Consider the following 18,323-nt stretch of genomic DNA (forward strand, 5'->3'; position numbering starts at 1 on the left):
CGAAGCCACCAAAGGCTTCGGTCGCGGCGTCAGAGGCGTCGCCGGGTCACGGACGCGCCCAGGCCTCGGCGAGCAGTTCGTAGGAGCGCACGCGGTCGGCGGGGTCGTGGGTGATGGTGGTGACCAGCAGCTCGTCGGCCCCGGTGACCCGGCGCAGCACGCGCAGCCCCTCGGCCACGGCCCGCGGCGTGCCGACGAACCGGGTGTCGATCCGGTCCTTGACCAGCGCGCGGTCGGCCTCGGTCCAGACGTGCCGGGCCGCCTCCCGTGGCGTCGGGTACGGCATCGCGCCCGCCCCCGTCCTGATGCTGCGCACCCACAACCCGTACGGCGAGGCCAGCTCACGCGCCCTGGCCTCGTCCTCGGCCACCACCGCGTCGGCCGACACGATCACGTACGGCTCGGCCAGCTCGTCCGACGGTTTGAACGCCTCGCGGTACGCCGCAACGGCCTCCAGCACGCTCGACGGGCTGACGTGGTAGTTGGCCGCGAAAGGCAATCCGCGCTCCCCCGCGACCCGGGCGCTCTGCCCGCCGCTGCTGCCCAGGATCCACACCTGGACGTCGGCCCCCTCGCCGGGCGTCACGTGCGCCTCGTGGGTCCCGCCGAGCAGGGCCAGCACCTCGTCGACCTGGTCGGCGAAGTCGGGCGTCACCGCTCCGGGCTGCTGGAGCAGGCTCGTCTGGAAGGCCAGGCGGGGGATCCTGGCCAGCCGCGACCAGTCGAAGGGCGGCGGGACGAGCAGCCCGTCCACCACCCTGGCCTCCGTGCTCGCCGGACGTGCGGGAGCCGGCTCGGCCCCGCGCCGCCCCGAGCGCCCGATGCCCAGGTCGAGCCGGCCCGGATGCAGCGCGTCGATGATCCCGAACTCCTCGACCACGGACACCGGCGTCCGGTGGCCGAGCTGCACGGCTCCCGAGCCGACCCTGATCGTCGCGGTGGCCGCCGCCACCAGGCCGATCAGCACGGCGGGGGCCGAGCCGGCCACGCCCGGGGCGAAGTGGTGCTCGGCCAGCCAGTAGCGGGCGTAGCCGAACTCCTCCGCGCGCCGGGCGAGCTCGATCGTGTCGCGTAACGCCTGGCCCGCGGTGCCGCCCGAGCTGATGGGGGCCAGGTCGAGGACGGACAGGCTCATGACGCGCTCCCCGGGAACGGGCGGCTGGGGATCTCCGCGCGCAGCGCCGGCGCGATCTCGGCCTGGAACAGCTCCAGCGTCTCCCGGTGCTGCCCCGGCGTCAGGCCGTCGGCGTCGGCGGGCAGGTGCATGACCTCGTGCCCGAACCGCTTGTGGTAGCGCAGCACCTTGTCGATGATCTGCTGCGGACTGCCGACCAGGATCGAGCCGCGCTCGACGGCATCCTCGCCGTCGCTGTGGACGATCAATGTGATGCCCAGAAATTTCATGACACCTCCGCGTACCTGCTCGCCGGGCGCGGCAGGCCGAGCAGCTCGCGTAACGTCCGGGCCTCGTACCCGCTCCTGAAGGCCCCGCGCCGGCGCAGCTCGGCCGTCAGCTCCCGGCTGATCCGCTCCAGGTCGTACGGCAGCGCCCCCGGCCGCAGCCGGAAGCCCTCGATCCCGGCCCGCCGCCACTCCAGCAACAGGCCGGCCAGCTCCCCCGCGTCGCCCGTGAAGATCGCCGCGTCGGAGGTCAGTTCGGCCCCGTCCAGCTCGTCGAGCCGTGCCTTGCGCCGGGCCGCGTCCGGGCCCAGGAAGACGAGCAGGTCGGCGAAGATCCGCAGGTCGCCGGAGAGCCCCCGGACCTCCTCGACGATCTCCCGCGCGTGCTCGGCCGAGCGCGGCGTGACGAAGACGACGTCCGCGCCGCCCGCCGCGAACTCGTACGGCAGCCGCGCGTGGGCCAGCGCGGCCACCACCGGCTGCCCCTGCGGCGACCTGGGCGTGATGGACGGCCCCCGCACCGAGAAGAACCCGCCCTCGAAGTCGATGTGGTGGAGTCTGCCGCGGTCGACGAACCGGCCGGTGGCCACGTCCCTGATCTCGGCGTCGTCCTCCCAGCTGTCCCAGAGCCGCCGGGCCACCTCCACGGCGTCGGCGGCCTCGGCGAACAGGGCGCGGACGTGCGGGTCTGCCGACAGGTCCACCCCGCCGGGCCGGTTCAGCACCTGGTCGAGCGGGGCGAACCGGCGGCGGCCGAAGTGGGCCGCCTCGCTCGCCCGCGGCGAGACCTGCGGCCGCCAGCCCGCCCGGCCGCCGCTGACGTGGTCGAGGGTGGCGATGCCGATGGCCACGTGGAACGGCTCGGTGTGCGTGGTGGTGGCCGTCGGCACCAGGCCGATCCGGGTGGTCAGCGGCGCCAGCCGGGCCGCGAGCAGTACCGCGTCGAACCGGCCGCGTACCTGGTCGGTGCGGTCGTCGGGGCCGTCGGGCCGGGTGGACTGCAGGCCCAGGGCGTCCTCGATGGTGACGAAGTCGAGCAGCCCGCGCTCGGCCTCGGCGACCAGCCCCGCCCAGTGACCGGCCGAGAAGAGCCGCGTGCCGGGGGCCGCGCGCCAGGCGGCGGGGTGCCAGCCGGCGCCGTCCAGGGCCACGGCCAGGTGCAGCGTCATGACAGCTCCAGGTGCTCGCGCAGGGTGGTCCCGGTGTACTCCGTGCGGAAGACGCCGCGTTCGCGCAGCGCCGGCACCACCCGGTCGACGAACTCGTCCAGCCCGCCGGGGGTCAGGTGCGGGACGAGGATGAAGCCGTCGGCCGCGCCGGCCTGCACGTGCTCGTCCATCTGCCGGGCCACGCCCTCGGGGGTGCCGACGAACGTCTGCCGTCCGGTGACCTCGATCACCAGCTCGCGGATGCTCAGCCCCTTCTCCTCGGCCAGCGCCCGCCATTTGGCCGCCACCTCGGCGCGGTCCTTGATCGGCACGCGTCCCTGGGAGACGCCTTGGGACAGGTCCGGCTCGACGTCGGGGAACGGTCCATCGGGGTCGAAGGCCGACATGTCCCGTCCCCACACCTGCTCCAGGAAGGCGATCGCGGTCTGCGGCCCGACCTGCTGCCGCCGGATCCTGGCCGCGTTCTCGGCGGCCTCCTCGTCGGTGTCGCCCAGGGCGAACGTCACGCCGGGCATGATCTTGAGCTGGTGCGGCTCCCGGCCGTACCGGGCCAGGCGGCCCTTGACGTCGGCGGAGAAGCGCCTGCCGTCCTCCAGCCTGGCGTGCGGGGTGAAGACCACGTCGGCGTGGGCGGCGGCGAACTCGCGGCCGTCGTCCGAGTCGCCGGCCTGGATGATCACCGGGTGTCCCTGCGGGGAGCGCGGCAGCGTGAACCGGCCCTCGACGGTGAAGTGCCTGCCCCGGTGGCTGACCGTGCCGATCGCGCCCTCCCGCAGGAAGCGGCCCGCGCCCTGGTCGGCGAGCACGGCGTCCGGCTGCCAGGAGTTCCACAACTCGCGCGACAGCCGGACGAACTCCTCGGCCCGCCGGTACCGGTCGGCGGGGTCGAGGAAGCCGCCGCGGCGGAAGTTCTCGCCGGTGAAGGCGTCGGAGGTGGTCACCACGTTCCAGGCGGCCCGGCCCTCGCTCAGGTGGTCGAGCGTGGACAGCCGCCTGGCCAGCTCGTACGGCTCGTTGAAGGTGGCGTTGACCGTGCCCGCGAGCCCGAGCCGCGAGGTCACCGCGGCCAGGGCGCTGAGCACGGTCAGCGCCTCGGGCCTGCCGACCACGTCCAGGTCGTGGATGCGGCCCTTGAGCTCGCGCAGCCGCAGCCCCTCGGCCAGGAAGAAGAAGTCGAACGTGCCGCGCTCGGCCGTCCTGGCGAGGTGGACGAACGAGGCGAAGTCGATCTGGCTCCCCGACCGGGGGTCGGCCCACACGGTGGTGTTGTTCACGCCGGGGAAGTGCGCGGCGAGGTGCACCTGCCTCTTGCCCGTCACCGGCCCCGCCCGTGCGGCGTGTCCCAGGCGGCGGGCAGGCCCTCGATGGTCTCGCCGAACGCCGGGCGCTGGTAGAGGTCGCGGGCGTAGCCCCAGAGGTGCTCGAAGTCGGGCAGCTCGCGCTCGCTGATGAGGTGCTCGCGGTTGTGCAGCGCGTCGAACCTGGCCAGCGTCACCCACAGCCGCACGTCCGCCTCGGTGATCGTGTCGCCGGTCAGGAAACGCCGCTCGGCCAGGCGTTCGTCCAGGCGTTCCAGGGCCGAGACGACGCGGTGGCGCTCGTCCTCGCGGGCGGCCTCGGTGCCGGCGGGGGCCACCCGGGTGACGCCGGTGTTGACGTCGTGGTAGATCCACGCGTTCAGCTTGTCGATCTCGGCGCGCAGGTGCTCGGGGTAGAGGTCGACCGAGGTGTCGGCCCACTTCTCGAACTGGGTGGCCAGGTCGATCGTGATGTCGGGGAAGTTGTTGCTGACGATCCTGCGCCGCGCCCTGTCCCAGAGCACGGGCACCGAGATGTGGCCCGGGTAGCCCTTCTCGGTGGCGTCGTAGGCCTGCTCCAGGAAGGCGAACCCGTTGACCGGGTCCGGGCCCCTGCGCTCCCTGAAGGCCCAGCCCCGGCCGTCGCGCTCGTCGTCCACGTACGACAGCGAGACGACGTCCTCCAGGCGCTTGAGCTTGCGGACGATCGCGACGCGCTGGGCGTAGGGGCAGGTCCAGGCCACGTAGAGGTGGTAGCGGCCGGGCTCGGCGCGGTAGCCGCTGGTCCCGTCGGCGGTGACGCGGTCCTGGAAGGGGTAGACCGGGCGGTCCCAGCCGGCCGACAGGTGCAGGCGGCCGGGGCCGTAGCGGCCGTAGGCGATCCGGTCGAGCGGGCCGGCGTAGACCGGCGTGCCGGTGGTGGCGGTCACAGGTTCTCCTGGTGGGGTAGGAAGCGGCCGAACCGGCCCTGGTGGTAGAGCAGCGGGCGGCCGGCGTTGTGCGTGGCCGCCTCGGCCACCAGGCCGACGACCAGCACGTGGTCGCCGACCTCGACGGTCTCGTACGGCAGGCAGATCAGGTGGGCGGAGACGTCCTGGAGCAGCGGCGCGCCGAGCGGCCCCGCCCGCCACCGCGTGGGCGCGGCGAACCTGTCCACCCCCTTGCGCGCGAACCGCGCCGCCAGCTCGGCCTGGTCGCTGGCCAGGATGTTGACCGCGAAGTGGTCGGCCCCCCGCAACCACGGCCAGGTGGTGGAGGACTGGTCCACGTAGAAGGAGACGAGCGGCGGGTCGAGGCTGACCGAGGAGAACGAGGTGGCGGTGAGCCCCACGGGGATGCCCTCGCTCTGCGCGGTGATCACCACCACTCCGCTGGCGTGCACGGCGAGCGCCTGGCGGAACACGTCGGCGCCGACGGTCTGCTGGTCGGGCAGGGTGTCGGTCATGCGCCGGCCTCCGCTCGGTACGGGCGGACGGGTCTGATTGCGATCACGGAAAGGCTCCTCACGGGAGAGAGGGCGTGCTCACGCCGCTCCCGGCGGCCGGGCCGGGAGCGCCGGGAAGGGGGCACGTAAGGGTTCGTCAGCGGAGGCGTGGACGGCGTCGGCCACGCTGGAGCGCTCAGGGGAAGGCGGGCGGCTGCTGGTCCGTGATCAACGACACTGGGCGCTGGCGACGTGGCCGAAGTCCACGTGCGGGCGCCTGGTCAGGAGAGTGCCCTGGCTCATGCCAACGACGCTAGGCCGCCGCGAGCCTCAAGTCAATATTCCCTACTGGTTTTAAAGGGAATACCTCATTGGGATGAATCGCGAAGTTTGGCGGGTGGCACCGGGATCGCCGGGAAGGGGTTGTCCGGCAGCAGGATGACCCGGCGCGCCTGCCGGGGCTGCATGGCGGCGTCGAGGTGGAGCAGGGCGGCCCCGATGCCGGCCGCGCCGACCATGTATCCGGTGTCCGCGCTCACCTCGCCCGGCCGCAGCCGCCGGTACGCCTGGTACCAGCGGAACCCCTGGCCGTCATGGTTGTCGCCGCGCCCGATGAGGTGCCCGGCGAGCACCTGGGCCTGCGCGAGGCGGGCCTCGTCGCCGGTCGCCGCCCACAGGCCGACGAACAGTTCGAGCAGCCCGGCCGCGCCGCAACACTGGCAGGCCACGTTCCAGAAGCCGTCGGTCTGCCGGAGGGGGGCGCCGCTCTCGACGACGCCGTGCGCCAGCCGTTCGACCCAGTCGAGGTGGCCGGGGTCGCCGGTGACCCGGTACAGCTCGTAGAACATCCGGGCCACGCCCGCCGAGCCCGAGCAGAAGCCCAGGTAGTGCAGGTCGCGCCCCTGCGGCACGTGGTGCGGGACGACGGCGCACCTGCCCGCCACCGCGCTCACCTCGCGCACGAAGCCCGCGCCACGGGCGGCCGCCTCCAGGAAACGCCGCTCGCCCGTGACGCCGTGGAGCCTGGCCAGCAGGAAGGCGGTGCCCGCCGTGCCGGACAGGAAGCCCGGGGTGACGGCGTCGAGCGGCAGGTCGGCGCAGTCGCCGAAACGATGGCCGGGCACGGCGAGCCCGGCGATGCGCTCGCCCGCCGCCACCGCCGTCTCCTCGTAGCCGCGCACGCCGAGCGCGGCGGCGGCCTGGAGCAGCCCGAGCACGATCCCGCCGTCGCCGCGCTGGGCGGGCTCGCGCGTCCAGCCGAGGCCGCCGTCCAGCGGGCGGGCGGCGCGGACGATCGTGTCGGCCACCGCGACGGCCTCCTCCTCGAAGACGCCGTCGCCGAAGGCCCAGCCGGCCTCGATCAGCGCGACGAGCGTGCCGGTCAGGCCGTGGTAGAGGGTCAGGTCGGCGCGTTCGCGCCAGGTGGCGGCCAGGTAGCGGGCGCCTCTGCGGGCGTCGTCCAGGTACGCCTCGTGGCCGGTCGCGGCGGCCAGTTCCAGGAAGAACAGCACGATGCCGGCCGCGCCCGCGTACAGGGAGGCGGAGTCGCCGGCGGCGGCCGACCTGCCACGGGGGTCGGGGTTGGCGCGCCAGTGGCGGCCCCTGCCGTCGTCGACGGCGGCGGTGCGGATCCAGCGGCCCGCCATGATCGCGGCGGTCAGCGGAGTCTCGGCGCGCTCACTCGGCGAGCGGGTCCGGTCCAAGCCCATACTCCATTCTCCCACACTTCCGGTAGGAAAATCGGCCTTTTCTCAAGGGTTCGCCTCCATCATCGCGGGTAACGGAACGGTGACGTCGAGTATCGAACGGGGAGGGCGTCGTGAAGCGTCCCATCATCTGTGCCGCGATCCTGGCCCTGGGCGTCACGGGCTGCACGAACACCGGATACGACACAGGGCAGCACCTGCCGCAGAACGAGGGCGCGAACGCCGACGCCAAGGGCGTCATACACGTGCGCAACGCCTACCTCCGGGCCGCTCCCGGCCAGGCGGCCACCCCGTCCTCGCCCGCCTCCGAGCAGACCCTCTACGCCGTGCTGATCAACGACGGCCACAAGCCCGACCAGCTCCAGCGGATCACCGTCGACGGCGGCGGCTCGGTGCAGCTCTCCGGTGCCGCCGCCGACATCCGGCCCGGCCAGCCCGTGGGCGCGGGCGAGCAGCCGCTCGGCACGGTCACCGGCGTACGCGGCGCCACCGTGCCCATGATCTTCACCTTCCGCGACGCCGGGGCCGTGCGCGTGTACGTGCCCGTGAAGCAGAACGCGACCCAGTCCCCCGCCGGCTCGCCCGGCCCCGCGACCACTCCGGCGGCGCCGGGCCACGCGCCGCCCCACGCTCCCCGGCACCGGACCGGCCACTCAACCGGCCGCTGACGGCCGCAGCGCCGACAGCAGCCGGTCCAGCTCGGCGGCGATCAGCGGCAGGTCGGCGTTCGGATCGGCGGAGCGGGCCAGCAGCATGCCGCCCTCGCAGACCGCGCCGAACACGAGCTGCGCGCGGGCGGGCGCGTTCCCGCCCTCGATCCGGCCGCCCTCGGCGGCCCGGCGCAGGCCGCCGGCCAGGACGCGCAGCAGGTGGTCGTACTCGATCTCGCGGGCGGTCTCCCAGCCCAGCACCGAGGGCGCGTCGAGCAGCACGATCTGCCGGAAGCCCGGGTCGAGGCAGTGCTCCAGGAAGGTGCGCAGGCCCCGGCGCAGCGCCGCCAGCGGGTCGTCCTCCTGGGCCCCGGCGTGCTCCAGGGCCGCCGCGACCTCGGCCAGCTCGCCGGTGAACGCCGCCCGGAACAGCGCCGGCTTGCCGCCGAAATGGTGGTACGCGGCCCCCTTGGTCACCCCCGCACGGGCGGCGACGGCGTCGATCGAGGTGTCGGCGTAGCCGTTCTCGCCGAACAGCCGGCGCGCGGCGCCCACCAGCCGCGCCGTCGTCTCGTCCGTGCGTTCTGCCTGGGTACGGCGGCTCATTGACTTCCATACTCCTAGTACGTATGTTCGAAACGCGTACCAGAAGTATGGAACATGGAGGCCGATCGTGTCCGCAGAACCCATCGCCGTCTACGGAGCAAGTGGTCATACCGGACGCCTGGTGGCGGCGGAGTTACGCGCCCGCGGCCTGGAGGTGATCCTGGCCGGCCGCGACGCCGCCCGCCTCAAGGCCGTCTCCGACGAGCTCGGCGGAGCCCGCGTGCACGAGGCCCCGCTCGACGACGCCGACGCCCTGCGGGCCCTCACCGCCGAGGCCGGCGTGCTGGTCCACTGCGCCGGGCCCTTCACCGACACCGGCCGGCCCGTGGCCCGCGCCGCGGCGGCGTCCGGCTGCCACTACGTCGACCACGCCCTTGAGCAGCACCACACCAAGTGGATGTTCGACACCATGTCCGTGCCCGCAGCGGCCGCGGGCATCACGATGATCACGGCCATGAGCTTCTACGGCGGCATGGGCGACCTGCTGGCCGCGGCCGTGTCCGCCGGGCTGACCGGCATCGACCGGGTGACCAGCGCGTACGCCGTGTCCGGCTGGCGGCTGACCACCGGCGCGCGCAGGACCGCCGAGCTGCTGTTCGCCGACACCCGCCGCATCACCTTCAGCGACGGCGCCCAGCACGTCGGGTACGTCGAGCCGCGCAACGCCGTCTTCCCCTTCCCGCCGCCGCTCGGACCGCGCACGATGATCGCGCCGATCCCGTCGTCGGAGGTCGTCACCGTGCCCAGGCACGTGCCGGCCCGCCGGGTCGAGGCGCAGCTCACCGCGCACACCTTCGAGGAGGAGGGCGCCTTCACCGGCGAGGCCGTCGACCCGGAGACCAGGGCGGGCTCGGAGTTCACCGTGGCCGTCCAGGTCGTCACCGAGGACGGCGGCGCGGCCGGCCGGATCACCGGCCGCGACCTGTGGCGGCTCAGCGCGCTGGCCTCGGTCGAGGCCGCCGTGCGGCTGGCCGGCGGGCACGGGCCGGGCGCCGGCGTCTTCGCCCCGGCCGAGGCGTTCCCCGCCGAGCCGTTCCTGCGCGACCTCGAAGCGCTCGGGCTGCTCAGGCTCACCCTGCCGGGAAGGAGCGGACGATGATCCTGGTCACGGGCGCGGCCGGCGGCTCCCAGGGCGGCACCGGCAGGCAGGTCGCCGAACAGCTGCTCCAGCGCGACCAGGCCGTGCGCGCCTTCGTGCACTCCGACGACGAGCGCGCCGGCGAGCTGCGCAAGCTCGGCGCGGACGTCGTCGTCGGCGACCTGCGCGAGATCGGGGACGTGCGGCCCGCGATGCGCGGGGTGCGGCGGGCGTACTTCACCTATCCGGTGACGGCCGGGCTGCTCGACGCGACCGGCGCGTTCGCGGCGGCGGCCAGGGAGGAGGGGGTCGAGCGGGTGGTCGAGGTCTCCCAGCTCGACGCCCAGCCCGAGGCCGGGACGCCGCGCATGCGCCGCCACTGGCTGTCGGAGCAGGTCTTCGACTGGGCTGGGGTGGGCGCGGTGCACCTGCGCGCGGCGGTCTTCTTCGAGAACCTGGCCGTCGTGGCGGACGCGTACGGCGAGCTGGCCCTCCCGCTGGGCCCTCCGGACACGCTGATCCCGCTCGTCGCCGCCGCCGACGTGGCGCGGGTGGGCGCGGGCCTGCTGCTGGACCCGGCGCCGGCCGACCCGGTGTGCCTGGTGACCGGCCAGATGGCGACGGCCGCCGAGGCCGCCGACGCCCTCGGCGTGCGCTACACGGACCTGCCGCCCGAGGAGTGGGAGCGGCGGGCGCACGACGTGTACCGCGACCCGTACGCCGTCGAGCACCTGAGCCACCTGTGGGCGATCTTCCGCTTCATCGGCTCCGGCGACCACCCGCTCTACCGGGTCACCGAGAGCATCGAGCGCGTCGGCGGGCGTCGTCCGGTGACCATCGGGGAGTTCGCCGCCGCCCGGCGCTGATCCCGTCCTGACCGGCCCGCCTCCACCAGGTCGGTCAGCGCAGGCCCGCGAGCACGCCGCGCGCGACGGCCTCCCGCCCGGCCTCCTCCTCGGCCGCCGCCGCCTGCTCGGCCGCCATCCGCACGTCGTAGGCGGCGCGGGCCGTGGCGATCTCGCCCTGGTGCTCCTCGGTCCAGGTGACCAAGGCGCGGATGGTGGCGTGCAACGTGCCGCCGAGGGGCGTCAGCGCGTAGTCCACGCGGGGCGGGACGGTCGGGTAGACGGTACGGCTCACCAGGCCGTCGCGCTCCAGGTGACGCAGGGTCCTGGTCAGCATGCGCTGGCTCACGCCGTCGATCATGCGGCGCAGCTCGGTGAAGCGCAGGCTGCGCCGGTCGAGCAGCGCGATCACCTGGAGCGACCACTTGTCGGCGATCCGGTCGAGGATCTGCCTGACCTCGCAGTCCTCCCGCTGGTCCCATTGCAGCACGTCGTAGTCGGTATCCCCGCAGTGACCGAGGGACATCGAAGTTCCGTCTTCCATGGCTCCTTATGGTGACCAAAAATGCTGCTGGTTACAAGAAGGAACCGACCATTATGGAAGGAATTCACCATGTCTCCCGTGAACCACCCCCGCATGGGGGCACGCGCGTGGGCCGCGCTGTTCGTCCTGGCGGGGGCCGTCTTCCTGGAAGGCATCGACGTGGCCATGCTCAACGTGGCGCTGCCGTCGATCCGCGCCGACCTCGGCCTGTCCACCGGCACGCTCAGCGGCGTGGTCAGCGCGTACGTGCTGGGTTACGGCGGCTTCATGCTGCTGGGCGGCCGGGCCGCCGACCTGCTCGGCCACCGCCGCATGTTCCTGACCTGGCTGACGGTGTTCCTGCTCTTCTCCGGCCTGGGCGGCCTGGCGACCGAAGGATGGATGTTGCTGGTCGCCCGCTTCGTCACGGGGGTCGCCGCCGCGTTCATGGCGCCCGCCGGGCTGGCGCTGGTCACCGGCAACTTCCCCGAGGGCCCGCAGCGCACCAAGGCGCTCGGCGTGTACGCCGGGACCGCGGCCGGCGGCTTCTCGCTCGGCCTGGTCGCCGGCGGCCTGCTGGCCTCGATCGGCTGGCGCTGGGTGTTCTTCGCCCCCGTGGTGCTGTCGGCGGTGATCCTGCTGGCCGCGGTCCCGCTGGTCAAGGACTCCGGCGAACGGGTGCGGGGCTCGTTCGACCTGGCCGGGGCGCTGACCATCACCGGCTCGATGTTGCTGCTCGTGTACGGCGTGGTCCGCCTGGAGGCGCCCGCGGACGGCTCCGGCGTCACCGTCGCGACGTTCGCCGCCGGGCTGCTGCTGCTCGCCGTGTTCGTGCTGATCGAACGCCGCTCGTCCAACCCGCTGGTCCGGCTGGACATCCTGCGCTCGGGGCCGCTCGTCCGGGCCAACCTGGGCGCGCTGCTGTTCCTGGCCTCGTTCGCCGGGTTCCAGTTCCTGGCCACGCTCTACCTGCAGGAGGTGCGCGGGTGGAGCACCCTGCAGACCGGCCTGGCCATGCTGGTGATCGGCATCGACACGGTGCTGGCCCCCACGCTCACGCCGCGCCTGGTGAACAGGTTCGGCAACGCCCGCGTGCTGTTCGCCGGGATCGTGCTGTCGGCGCTGGCGTACGTGCTGTTCCTGCCGGTCGGCCCGGACTGGACGTACGCCGCCATGCTGCCCACCATGCTCCTGCTCGGCCTGGCCTTCTCGCTGACCTACGGCCCGCTGACCATGGCCGCGACCGAGGGCGTGACGGAGGACCGGCAGGGCCTGGCCGGCGGCCTGCTCTACACGGCGATGCAGTTCGGCACCGCGCTCGGCCTGTCGGCGGTCACCGCCGTGAACGTGGCCGCGCTCGGCGGCGGCGCCGCGCCGACCCTGGACTCGCTCCGGATCGCCCTGGCCGTCCCGGTGGCCGTCGCGGTGGCGGCCGTGCTGGTGACCGCGTTCGGCCTGCGTGCCCGCGCCGCCGCCGCACCCGTCGAGAGCCCGGTGCCCGAGACCGTCGGCTAGTCCGCCCCCGGCTCCTTACGCACCCGGGAGAGCTTGTCGGGGTTCGCGACCGTGTAGATGTCGCGCACCTGCGACCCGTCGGAGGTCAGATCGACGACCATGACGGCGAACGGCGCGTTCTCCACGAACACCACCGCCGACGGGTCCCCGTTGGTCTCCCGGTACTGGATGTCCAGCCCCTCCATCGGCCGGGCGGTGCGCGCGACGAGCAGCCGGGCCACCTTGTCGCGGCCCCGGACCGGACGCGGCCCGCCCACCACGGACTTGCCGCCGCCGTCGGCCCACAGGGTCACCTCCGGCGCCAGCAGCCCCATCAGCGCGTCGAGGTCGCCGCCGAACGCCGCCGCCACGAACCGCTCGGTCACCTCCTGCTGGACGTGCGCGTCCACCCGGTACCGCGGACGCCGGGCCTGTACGTGCTCGCGGGCCCGGTGCGCGAGCTGGCGTACGGCGGCGGGGCTGCGGTTCGGGCAGCCACGGCCCGACGTAGGTTTCGCGGCGGCGGCGCAGCGCCGACTGGTGCGCGAGCGCCTGGTTCACGGCGATGCGCACCAGGTAGGCGCGCGGGTTCCCGATCTCGTCCGGGTCCCGCGACGACCAGGCCAGCCAGGTGTCCTGGAGCACGTCCTCGGTGTCGGAGACGCTGCCGAGCATGTTGTAGACGATGGAGAACAGCAGCTCCCTGTGGCCGCCGAAAACGTCCGTCATTCCAGGCATCATGTCCTTTGAGAGCCTTTGTGGCCCCCGGGTGTGACATGAGCTGCGTCACACCAGGTAACGCAGCCACAGGTACGGCGTCGCCAGCGCGACCGTCGTCGCGGTGACGATCAGACCGTACTTCGTGAACTGCCAGAAGCTGATCGGCGTGCCGTTGCGGGCGGCGATGCCGAGGATGACCACGTTCGCCGCCGCGCCCACGGCGGTGGCGTTTCCGCCCAGGTCGGCGCCGAGCGCCAGGGCCCACCACAACACCTGCGCCGGCCCCTCGCCGCCGTTGGCCTGGACGAGGTCGGCGACGATCGGGCTCATGGTGGCCACGTACGGGATGTTGTCGACGATGGCGGACAGGCCCGCCGAGGCCCACAGCAGGACCATCGTGGTCAGCCCGAGCTGACCGTGCGTGGCCTGCGCGGCGGCCTGGGAGACCTGGGCGATCACGCCCGTCTCCACCAGCGCGCCGACCATGACGAACAGCCCCGCGAAGAACACCAGCGTGGGCCACTCGACCTCGGCGATCGCCTCCTCGGTGGTCACCTTGGTGAGCGCCACCAGCACGCCCGCGCCGAGCAGCGCCACCACCGACGGCTCGTAGTGCAGCACGGGATGCAGCACGAACGCCGCCATCACCACCGTGAGCACGGTCAGCGACTGCCACAGCAGCCTGCGGTCGGCGATGGCCTCGCGCTCGTCGAGCGTCATGATCTCGGCCGCCAGCTCGGGGTCGTAGCGGAACGACCGGCGGAACATCACCCGGCACAGCCCGATGAAGACCACGAGCAGCACCACGATCAGCGGGGCGAGGTGCGCGAGGAAGTCGTTGAAGGTCAGCCCGCCGCGGCTGGCGATGATGATGTTGGGCGGGTCACCGACCAGGGTGGCGGTGCCGCCGATGTTGGAGGCCATCGCCTCGGCGATGAGGAACGGCGCCACCGGCAGCGCCAGCCGCTCGCAGACCAGGAACGTCACCGGCGCGATCAGCAGCACGGTGGTCACGTTGTCCAGCAGCGCCGACGCGCCCGCGGTGATCAGGATCAGCAGCACCATGAGCCGGAACGGGCGCCCCCTGGCCCGTTTGGCGGCCCAGATGGCCAGAAACTCGAAGACACCCGTCTGTTTCAGCACGCCGACGATGACCATCATGCCGAGCAGCAGGAAGATGACGTTCCAGTCGATGCCGGTGTGCTCGTCGAAGAAGGCCGCGCCGCCGTCGGTGGCGTGCAGCACCAGCATGATCCCCGCGCCGCCGAGCGCGGCGGCGACCCGGTGCACCTTCTCGGTGGCGATCAGCGTGTACGAGACGAGGAAGACGGCGACCGCCAGCCACGCGGTGACGGTCACGGCGGACCACCCGGGAAAGCCTTCAAGGAGAACTCCACGGTCGACGACGGAATCGCCGACCAGACTTCCCGGCACACCTCAGGACAACTTACCAAGAGGCGCGGCCGGACGGGACCGGCGGACTGGCCGCCCGTACGGGGCCAGGCGCCGGTCGCGCCCGGTGGGGTGGCCGGTCAGCCGACGCTGACCTGCCCCTTGAAGCCCGCGTGCAGCACGCTGCCGGACGAGCCCGAGACGCACGTGCCCGAACCGCCGAGCAGGTAGGTGTCGAACCGGCCGGTGAACGTCCTGCCCCTGAACGGCCCGGACTGGATCGTCCCCGACACCTTGGCCGTGTCGTGCACGACCTCGACGATGCGCGCGCTGGCCTTGCTGGTCTGCCTGGCGCCCTTGATGGTCCAGTCGATGGTGACCGTGCCGGTGCCTCCGGGCGGGGCGATCCCGGGCGCGGCGGTCCCGGCGGCGGCGGCGCGGTCGCGGATGACGCCGTCGGACTGCCCCCAGCGCTCGCGGTCGTAGACGATGCGGTCGGCCAGGTTGCGCTCGTCCTGGTCGTGGACGATGCGGTCGGCCAGGCTGCGGCCCTCCCGGTTGTAGACGATGCGGTTGGACAGGTTGCGGTCCTCGGCGTCGCGGTCGCCGAACACGCGGTCGAAGGCGTTGCCCTCGCCGGACGGGCGCCCCCTGGTGACGGTGCGTCCGCCGCAGCTCGGGTTCACGCCGTTGAAGCTGGCTCTGAGCCGGGCCGCGGTGACGCCCGTGCCGCTGTGGTCGACGCAGTTCCACGGCTCCCGGCGGCTGACGGAATGGTCCAGGTGCAGCAGCCGCTGCGCCCCGGGAATGTACTGTGCCTGGCCGGACACGGTGCAGGAGATCACGGCCGCGGCGTGCGCGGCCCCCGGGACGACGGCCGGAGCCAGTACGGTCAGCCCGGCGGCGGCCAGAGCGGGCAGTGACGTGGCGAGAGTAGGCATGAGACTGCTCCTTTTCGAGGCAGGACGGGTCGGCGCATCGGGCCGACCCGTCACGACAGGACGGGTCGACGCGAGCCGGCCGGGCCCGCCATCGCTCTCCGGTGAGAGGTCCCGATCTCGGACGCTACGAGGCGAACCGCAAACATCGCCCCAAATGGCCGCACGTGGCGTCTCAGATGTACGGACTCACCCCCGCCTGTCCGCGCTCGGCCGCTCCGGCCGCGCAGGCGAGGAAGCCCGGCAGCCGGAGGCGATCAGAGGAGGTCGTGCGCGCGGGCGGCGGCGGCCGCCTGGGTACGGGTGGAGACCTCCAGCTTGGCCAGGATGTTGGAGACGTGCACGCTCACCGTCTTCTGCGCGATGAACAGCCGCCCGGCGATCTCCTTGTTGGTCAGCCCCTCGGCGACCAGCCGCAACACCTCGACCTCGCGCGCGGTGAGCCCGCCCTCGGCCTGCCCGCCGCCGAATCTGGCCCGCCTGCCGAACTCCAGCAGCGCGGCCTCCAGCGGCGCGGCCCGCAGCCGGCCGGCCGCCTCCTTGGCGAGGGACCACTCCTGCTGCGCCGCCTCCCGCTCACCGGCCGCGAGCAGCGCCTCGGCCAGCCGCCAGCGCGCCCTGGCCACCTCGTAGACGAAGCCGAAGTCGAACGCCGCGACCACCTTGCGCCACAGCTCGACGTCGAGCCGCCCGTAGAGGCGGTGCCAGTCGGCCTCCACGCGCAGCGCCCACGCCTGACCTTCGGGACCGAGGTGGCCGCCGTCGCCGGTCGGCCCTCTCGTGGCGGCGAACCGGGCGCGGGCCAGCAGGTCGTCGGCCCCCTCGGTGGTGCCCAGCTCGGCCATCGCCCACAGGCTGACGGCGGCCAGCCGCAGCGTGCCCGACTCGCCCTCGTCGAGCGTGGCCATGGCCGCGTGGGCGTGGTCGAGCGCGGCGGCCGGGTCGCCGTTCCACAGGGCGTGCTCGGCGGCCATGCCCCGCGACATGTACGTCGCCAGCGGATCGTGCCAGAACGGGCGCAGCCACCCCAGCCGCGCCTCGACCGCGGGCAACCCCCGCCCCACCTCGATGAACAGGGCGAAGGACGACAGGATGGCCTCCGACAACGTGCCCACCCGCGCGCCGAACCCGGCGGCCACCGCCTCCGCGGCGTCCCACTCGCCCGCGACGTAGTGGATGAGCAGGCGCAGGAAGCGCAGGTCGGTGCCGTAGGTGCTCCAGTTGAGGCCGGTGTGGACGGCCAGCTTGATGCCGTCGTCGGCGACCTCGGCGGCCTGGGCCAGCAGGCCCTGCTCGTAGTGGATGCGGGCGTGGTGGAAGCGGGCCCGCAGGTCCATCGCCAGGTCGCCGGTCTCCCGGGCGGAGGCGCTCTCGACCAGCGAATGGGCGCGGGCGACGTCGCCCCGCTGCTCGACGTAACTGGCCAGCGTGAGCAGCGCGCCCACCTCGGCGTCGACGGCGCCGCAGGCGCGGGCCGTCTCCAGGGCGCGCGCGGTCAGCGGCTCGACCTCGTGGTGGCGCGGCGTCCACAGCAGCGTGCGGGCCTGCGTGGCGAGGGCACGGGCGAGGCTCGGCTCGTCTTCGGCGCTCTCGACCGCGCGTTCGGCCGCCGCGATCGCGCCGGGCGGGTCGTTGGTCTCGAAGAGGTAGTACGCCAGCCGCTCCTCCACCTCGGAGGTCGAGGGCAGCGCGCGCAGCCGGTGGACCGCGCGGTGGTTGTCGCCGCTGTCGGCCGCCGCGACGGCGCTGCGGAAGGCCAGCGCGACCCGGCTCTCCCCGGCCAGCCCGGCGGCGCCCTCGACGCGGTCCCACAGGCCGAGCGCCTGGTCGTAGTGGTTGTGGGCCTCGGCGGGCGCGCCCAGCCGCTCGGCCTCGCGGCCCGCCTGCGCCGAGGCCGCCAGCGCCCCGGCCAGGTCGTGGCCGGCGAGGTGGTGGTGGGCCAGCTCGGCGGGCGAGGTGAGCAGCCGGGCGAAGTCGGCGTGCAGCCGCGTGCGCTCGCCGGGCAGCAGGTCGGTGTAGACGGCCTCCTGCAGCAGGGCGTGGCGGAAGGCGTAGCCATGGCCCTGCACCTTGAGCAGGCCGCGCGAGACGATCTCCCTGACCGCCTCCTCGAACTCGGCCAGCGGCAGCCCCGCCACCTCGCGCAGCAGGTCGTCCTCCACCCGGCGGCCGGCCACCGCGGCGGCGCGCAGCACCCGCTGCCCGGCCTCGGACAGCACCTCGACCCGCGACAGCAGCAGGCTGGCCAGCCCGTCGGGCAGGCTGTCGCCCTCGGACATGGCCGCGAACAGCTCTTCGGCGTAGAACGGGTTGCCCTCGGCGCGCGAGACGATGAGCCCGAGCTCCTGCGCGTCCACCTGCCCCAAGGTGGTGACATAGTCCGACATTTCGCCGGATTCCAGCGGGCCGAGCTCCACGTTCGTCACCGACGGCAGCCGCTTCAGCTCGGCCAGCACCGCGCGCAGCGGATGGCGACGGTGGAGGTCGTCGGTGCGGTAGGTGCCGGCCACGCAGACGCGCTCGCTCTGGAGCATGCGGCTGAGGAAGACCAGCAGGTCGCGGGTGGAACGGTCGGCCCAGTGGAGGTCTTCGATCACGAACAGCACCGGCTGGACGTCGGCCAGCAGCCCGAGCAGCGACCCGAACAGCCGCTGCTGGGTGAGCCCGGCCGACGGCGCCCCGCTCTCCCGGCCCGGCAGGAGCTGGCCCAGCATGGGATGGGCGGCGACGGCCTCGCGCACGCCGGGCTCGGCCCCGCGCAGCGCGTCGGCCAGCGGCAGGTAGGGCAGCGCGTCGCCCAGCTCGGCGCACTGGCCGACCATGACGTGGAAGCCGCGCTCGCGCGCCTCGGCGACCAGCTCGCCGACCAGGCGGGTCTTGCCGATCCCCGCGTCGCCCCCGACGAGCGCGACCCCGGCCGTGCCGTCGGCCGCGGACTCCAGCACACGCACGAGCTTGGACAGCTCGGCCGAGCGCCCGACGAGAAGACCGTTCACGCCAGCAAGTGTGCCACGCGCCTGTGACATTCCATTGGTCCGCCCGGCAGCCGCTGGATTGGCCCTCATCGTCGAACCGGACCC

At 73.5% G+C, this 18,323-nt stretch carries 17 protein-coding genes and 1 pseudogene; 4 read left to right on the forward strand and 14 right to left on the reverse strand.

Going from position 1 to position 18,323, the window contains the following annotated elements; all coding sequences use genetic code 11:
* Positions 1-46 precede the first annotated feature (46 nt).
* The 7 genes from AB0J46_RS02655 to AB0J46_RS02685 all read right to left on the reverse strand — a co-directional run bounded on the left by AB0J46_RS02655 (position 47) and on the right by AB0J46_RS02685 (position 7,000).
* Positions 47-1,135 carry an LLM class flavin-dependent oxidoreductase gene (locus AB0J46_RS02655; RefSeq protein ID WP_364325433.1) on the reverse strand — a complete coding sequence of 363 codons (1,089 nt, stop codon included), beginning with the start codon at positions 1,133-1,135 and terminating at the stop codon, positions 47-49.
* Positions 1,132-1,404 (reverse strand): hypothetical protein, encoded by a 273-nt coding sequence (locus AB0J46_RS02660; protein WP_364325436.1) that lies wholly within the window; start codon positions 1,402-1,404, stop codon positions 1,132-1,134. The genes AB0J46_RS02655 and AB0J46_RS02660 overlap by 4 nt, the downstream gene beginning before the upstream one ends.
* Positions 1,401-2,570 carry an LLM class flavin-dependent oxidoreductase gene (locus AB0J46_RS02665; RefSeq protein ID WP_364325439.1) on the reverse strand — a complete coding sequence of 390 codons (1,170 nt, stop codon included), beginning with the start codon at positions 2,568-2,570 and terminating at the stop codon, positions 1,401-1,403. The genes AB0J46_RS02660 and AB0J46_RS02665 overlap by 4 nt, the downstream gene beginning before the upstream one ends.
* Positions 2,567-3,889: an NtaA/DmoA family FMN-dependent monooxygenase gene (locus AB0J46_RS02670; RefSeq protein ID WP_364325442.1), complete on the reverse strand. Its 1,323-nt coding sequence runs from the start codon at positions 3,887-3,889 to the stop codon at positions 2,567-2,569. The genes AB0J46_RS02665 and AB0J46_RS02670 overlap by 4 nt, the downstream gene beginning before the upstream one ends.
* Positions 3,886-4,797, reverse strand: coding sequence for a glutathione S-transferase C-terminal domain-containing protein (locus AB0J46_RS02675; RefSeq protein WP_364325445.1), 912 nt, complete (start codon positions 4,795-4,797; stop codon positions 3,886-3,888). The genes AB0J46_RS02670 and AB0J46_RS02675 overlap by 4 nt, the downstream gene beginning before the upstream one ends.
* The gene (locus AB0J46_RS02680; protein WP_364325448.1) at positions 4,794-5,312 is read right to left on the reverse strand and encodes a flavin reductase family protein; all 519 of its coding nucleotides are present in this window, start codon (positions 5,310-5,312) and stop codon (positions 4,794-4,796) included. The genes AB0J46_RS02675 and AB0J46_RS02680 overlap by 4 nt, the downstream gene beginning before the upstream one ends.
* 347 nt (positions 5,313-5,659) lie before the next feature.
* Entirely contained in the window at positions 5,660-7,000 is a 1,341-nt protein-coding gene (locus tag AB0J46_RS02685; protein WP_364325451.1) for a lanthionine synthetase LanC family protein, read from the reverse strand.
* Positions 7,001-7,110: 110 nt separating this feature from the next.
* Here AB0J46_RS02685 and AB0J46_RS02690 point away from each other — a divergent pair, with 110 nt between their 5' ends.
* Positions 7,111-7,665, forward strand: a complete 555-nt coding sequence (locus tag AB0J46_RS02690) for a hypothetical protein (RefSeq protein ID WP_364325454.1) — start codon at positions 7,111-7,113, stop codon at positions 7,663-7,665.
* Here the strand turns inward: AB0J46_RS02690 and AB0J46_RS02695 are convergent.
* Positions 7,651-8,253: a TetR/AcrR family transcriptional regulator gene (locus tag AB0J46_RS02695; RefSeq protein ID WP_364325457.1), complete on the reverse strand. Its 603-nt coding sequence runs from the start codon at positions 8,251-8,253 to the stop codon at positions 7,651-7,653. The two genes, AB0J46_RS02690 and AB0J46_RS02695, sit on opposite strands and share 15 nt — an antisense overlap.
* Positions 8,254-8,320: 67 nt before the next feature.
* Between AB0J46_RS02695 and AB0J46_RS02700 the strand changes: the two genes are divergently transcribed.
* Together AB0J46_RS02700 and AB0J46_RS02705 are read left to right on the forward strand one after the other, a co-directional pair.
* Positions 8,321-9,352, forward strand: coding sequence for a saccharopine dehydrogenase NADP-binding domain-containing protein (locus AB0J46_RS02700; RefSeq protein ID WP_364325460.1), 1,032 nt, complete (start codon positions 8,321-8,323; stop codon positions 9,350-9,352).
* Positions 9,349-10,197 (forward strand): NAD(P)H-binding protein, encoded by an 849-nt coding sequence (locus tag AB0J46_RS02705; protein WP_364325463.1) that lies wholly within the window; start codon positions 9,349-9,351, stop codon positions 10,195-10,197. Before AB0J46_RS02700 ends, AB0J46_RS02705 begins: the two co-directional genes overlap by 4 nt.
* Before the next feature lie 34 nt (positions 10,198-10,231).
* Here the strand turns inward: AB0J46_RS02705 and AB0J46_RS02710 are convergent, their stop codons facing one another.
* Complete coding sequence (locus tag AB0J46_RS02710; protein ID WP_364325466.1) at positions 10,232-10,720, reverse strand: helix-turn-helix domain-containing protein; 489 nt, start codon at positions 10,718-10,720, stop codon at positions 10,232-10,234.
* Positions 10,721-10,789: 69 nt separating this feature from the next.
* Between AB0J46_RS02710 and AB0J46_RS02715 the strand changes: the two genes are divergently transcribed.
* Entirely contained in the window at positions 10,790-12,214 is a 1,425-nt protein-coding gene (locus AB0J46_RS02715) for an MFS transporter (protein ID WP_364325469.1), read from the forward strand.
* Here the strand turns inward: AB0J46_RS02715 and AB0J46_RS02720 are convergent.
* From AB0J46_RS02720 to AB0J46_RS02740, 5 genes and pseudogenes are all read right to left on the reverse strand, one after another.
* Positions 12,211-12,603 (reverse strand): hypothetical protein, encoded by a 393-nt coding sequence (locus AB0J46_RS02720; RefSeq protein ID WP_364325472.1) that lies wholly within the window; start codon positions 12,601-12,603, stop codon positions 12,211-12,213. The genes AB0J46_RS02715 and AB0J46_RS02720 overlap by 4 nt on opposite strands.
* A gap of 172 nt (positions 12,604-12,775) precedes the next feature.
* Positions 12,776-12,934 (reverse strand): annotated as a pseudogene (locus AB0J46_RS02725) (sigma factor); the annotation flags it as partial.
* 45 nt (positions 12,935-12,979) lie between these two features.
* A complete protein-coding gene (locus AB0J46_RS02730; protein ID WP_364325475.1) occupies positions 12,980-14,272 on the reverse strand; it encodes an ArsB/NhaD family transporter in 1,293 nt (430 codons plus the stop codon).
* Between the two features lie 173 nt (positions 14,273-14,445).
* Positions 14,446-15,246, reverse strand: coding sequence for a hypothetical protein (locus AB0J46_RS02735; protein ID WP_364325478.1), 801 nt, complete (start codon positions 15,244-15,246; stop codon positions 14,446-14,448).
* Between the two features lie 254 nt (positions 15,247-15,500).
* On the reverse strand, positions 15,501-18,239 hold the full coding sequence (locus tag AB0J46_RS02740; protein ID WP_364325481.1) for an AAA family ATPase: 2,739 nt from the start codon (positions 18,237-18,239) through the stop codon (positions 15,501-15,503).
* Positions 18,240-18,323: the final 84 nt, after the last annotated feature.

Origin of the sequence: Nonomuraea sp. NPDC049758 (assembly GCF_040674635.1) — a bacterium.
In the GTDB taxonomy this organism is placed as follows: domain Bacteria; phylum Actinomycetota; class Actinomycetes; order Streptosporangiales; family Streptosporangiaceae; genus Nonomuraea.

Bases quoted from the DNA above. Each gene is read 5' to 3' on its own strand.
- AB0J46_RS02655 (WP_364325433.1), bottom strand. From the start codon at position 1,135: ATGAGCCTGTCCGTCCTCGACCTGGCCCCCATCAGCTCGGGCGGCACC.
- AB0J46_RS02660 (WP_364325436.1), bottom strand. From the start codon at position 1,404: ATGAAATTTCTGGGCATCACATTGATCGTCCACAGCGACGGCGAGGAT.
- AB0J46_RS02665 (WP_364325439.1), bottom strand. From the start codon at position 2,570: ATGACGCTGCACCTGGCCGTGGCCCTGGACGGCGCCGGCTGGCACCCC.
- AB0J46_RS02680 (WP_364325448.1), bottom strand. From the start codon at position 5,312: ATGACCGACACCCTGCCCGACCAGCAGACCGTCGGCGCCGACGTGTTC.
- AB0J46_RS02685 (WP_364325451.1), bottom strand. From the start codon at position 7,000: ATGGGCTTGGACCGGACCCGCTCGCCGAGTGAGCGCGCCGAGACTCCG.
- AB0J46_RS02695 (WP_364325457.1), bottom strand. From the start codon at position 8,253: ATGAGCCGCCGTACCCAGGCAGAACGCACGGACGAGACGACGGCGCGG.
- AB0J46_RS02705 (WP_364325463.1), top strand. From the start codon at position 9,349: ATGATCCTGGTCACGGGCGCGGCCGGCGGCTCCCAGGGCGGCACCGGC.
- AB0J46_RS02710 (WP_364325466.1), bottom strand. From the start codon at position 10,720: ATGGAAGACGGAACTTCGATGTCCCTCGGTCACTGCGGGGATACCGAC.
- AB0J46_RS02715 (WP_364325469.1), top strand. From the start codon at position 10,790: ATGTCTCCCGTGAACCACCCCCGCATGGGGGCACGCGCGTGGGCCGCG.
- AB0J46_RS02735 (WP_364325478.1), bottom strand. From the start codon at position 15,246: ATGCCTACTCTCGCCACGTCACTGCCCGCTCTGGCCGCCGCCGGGCTG.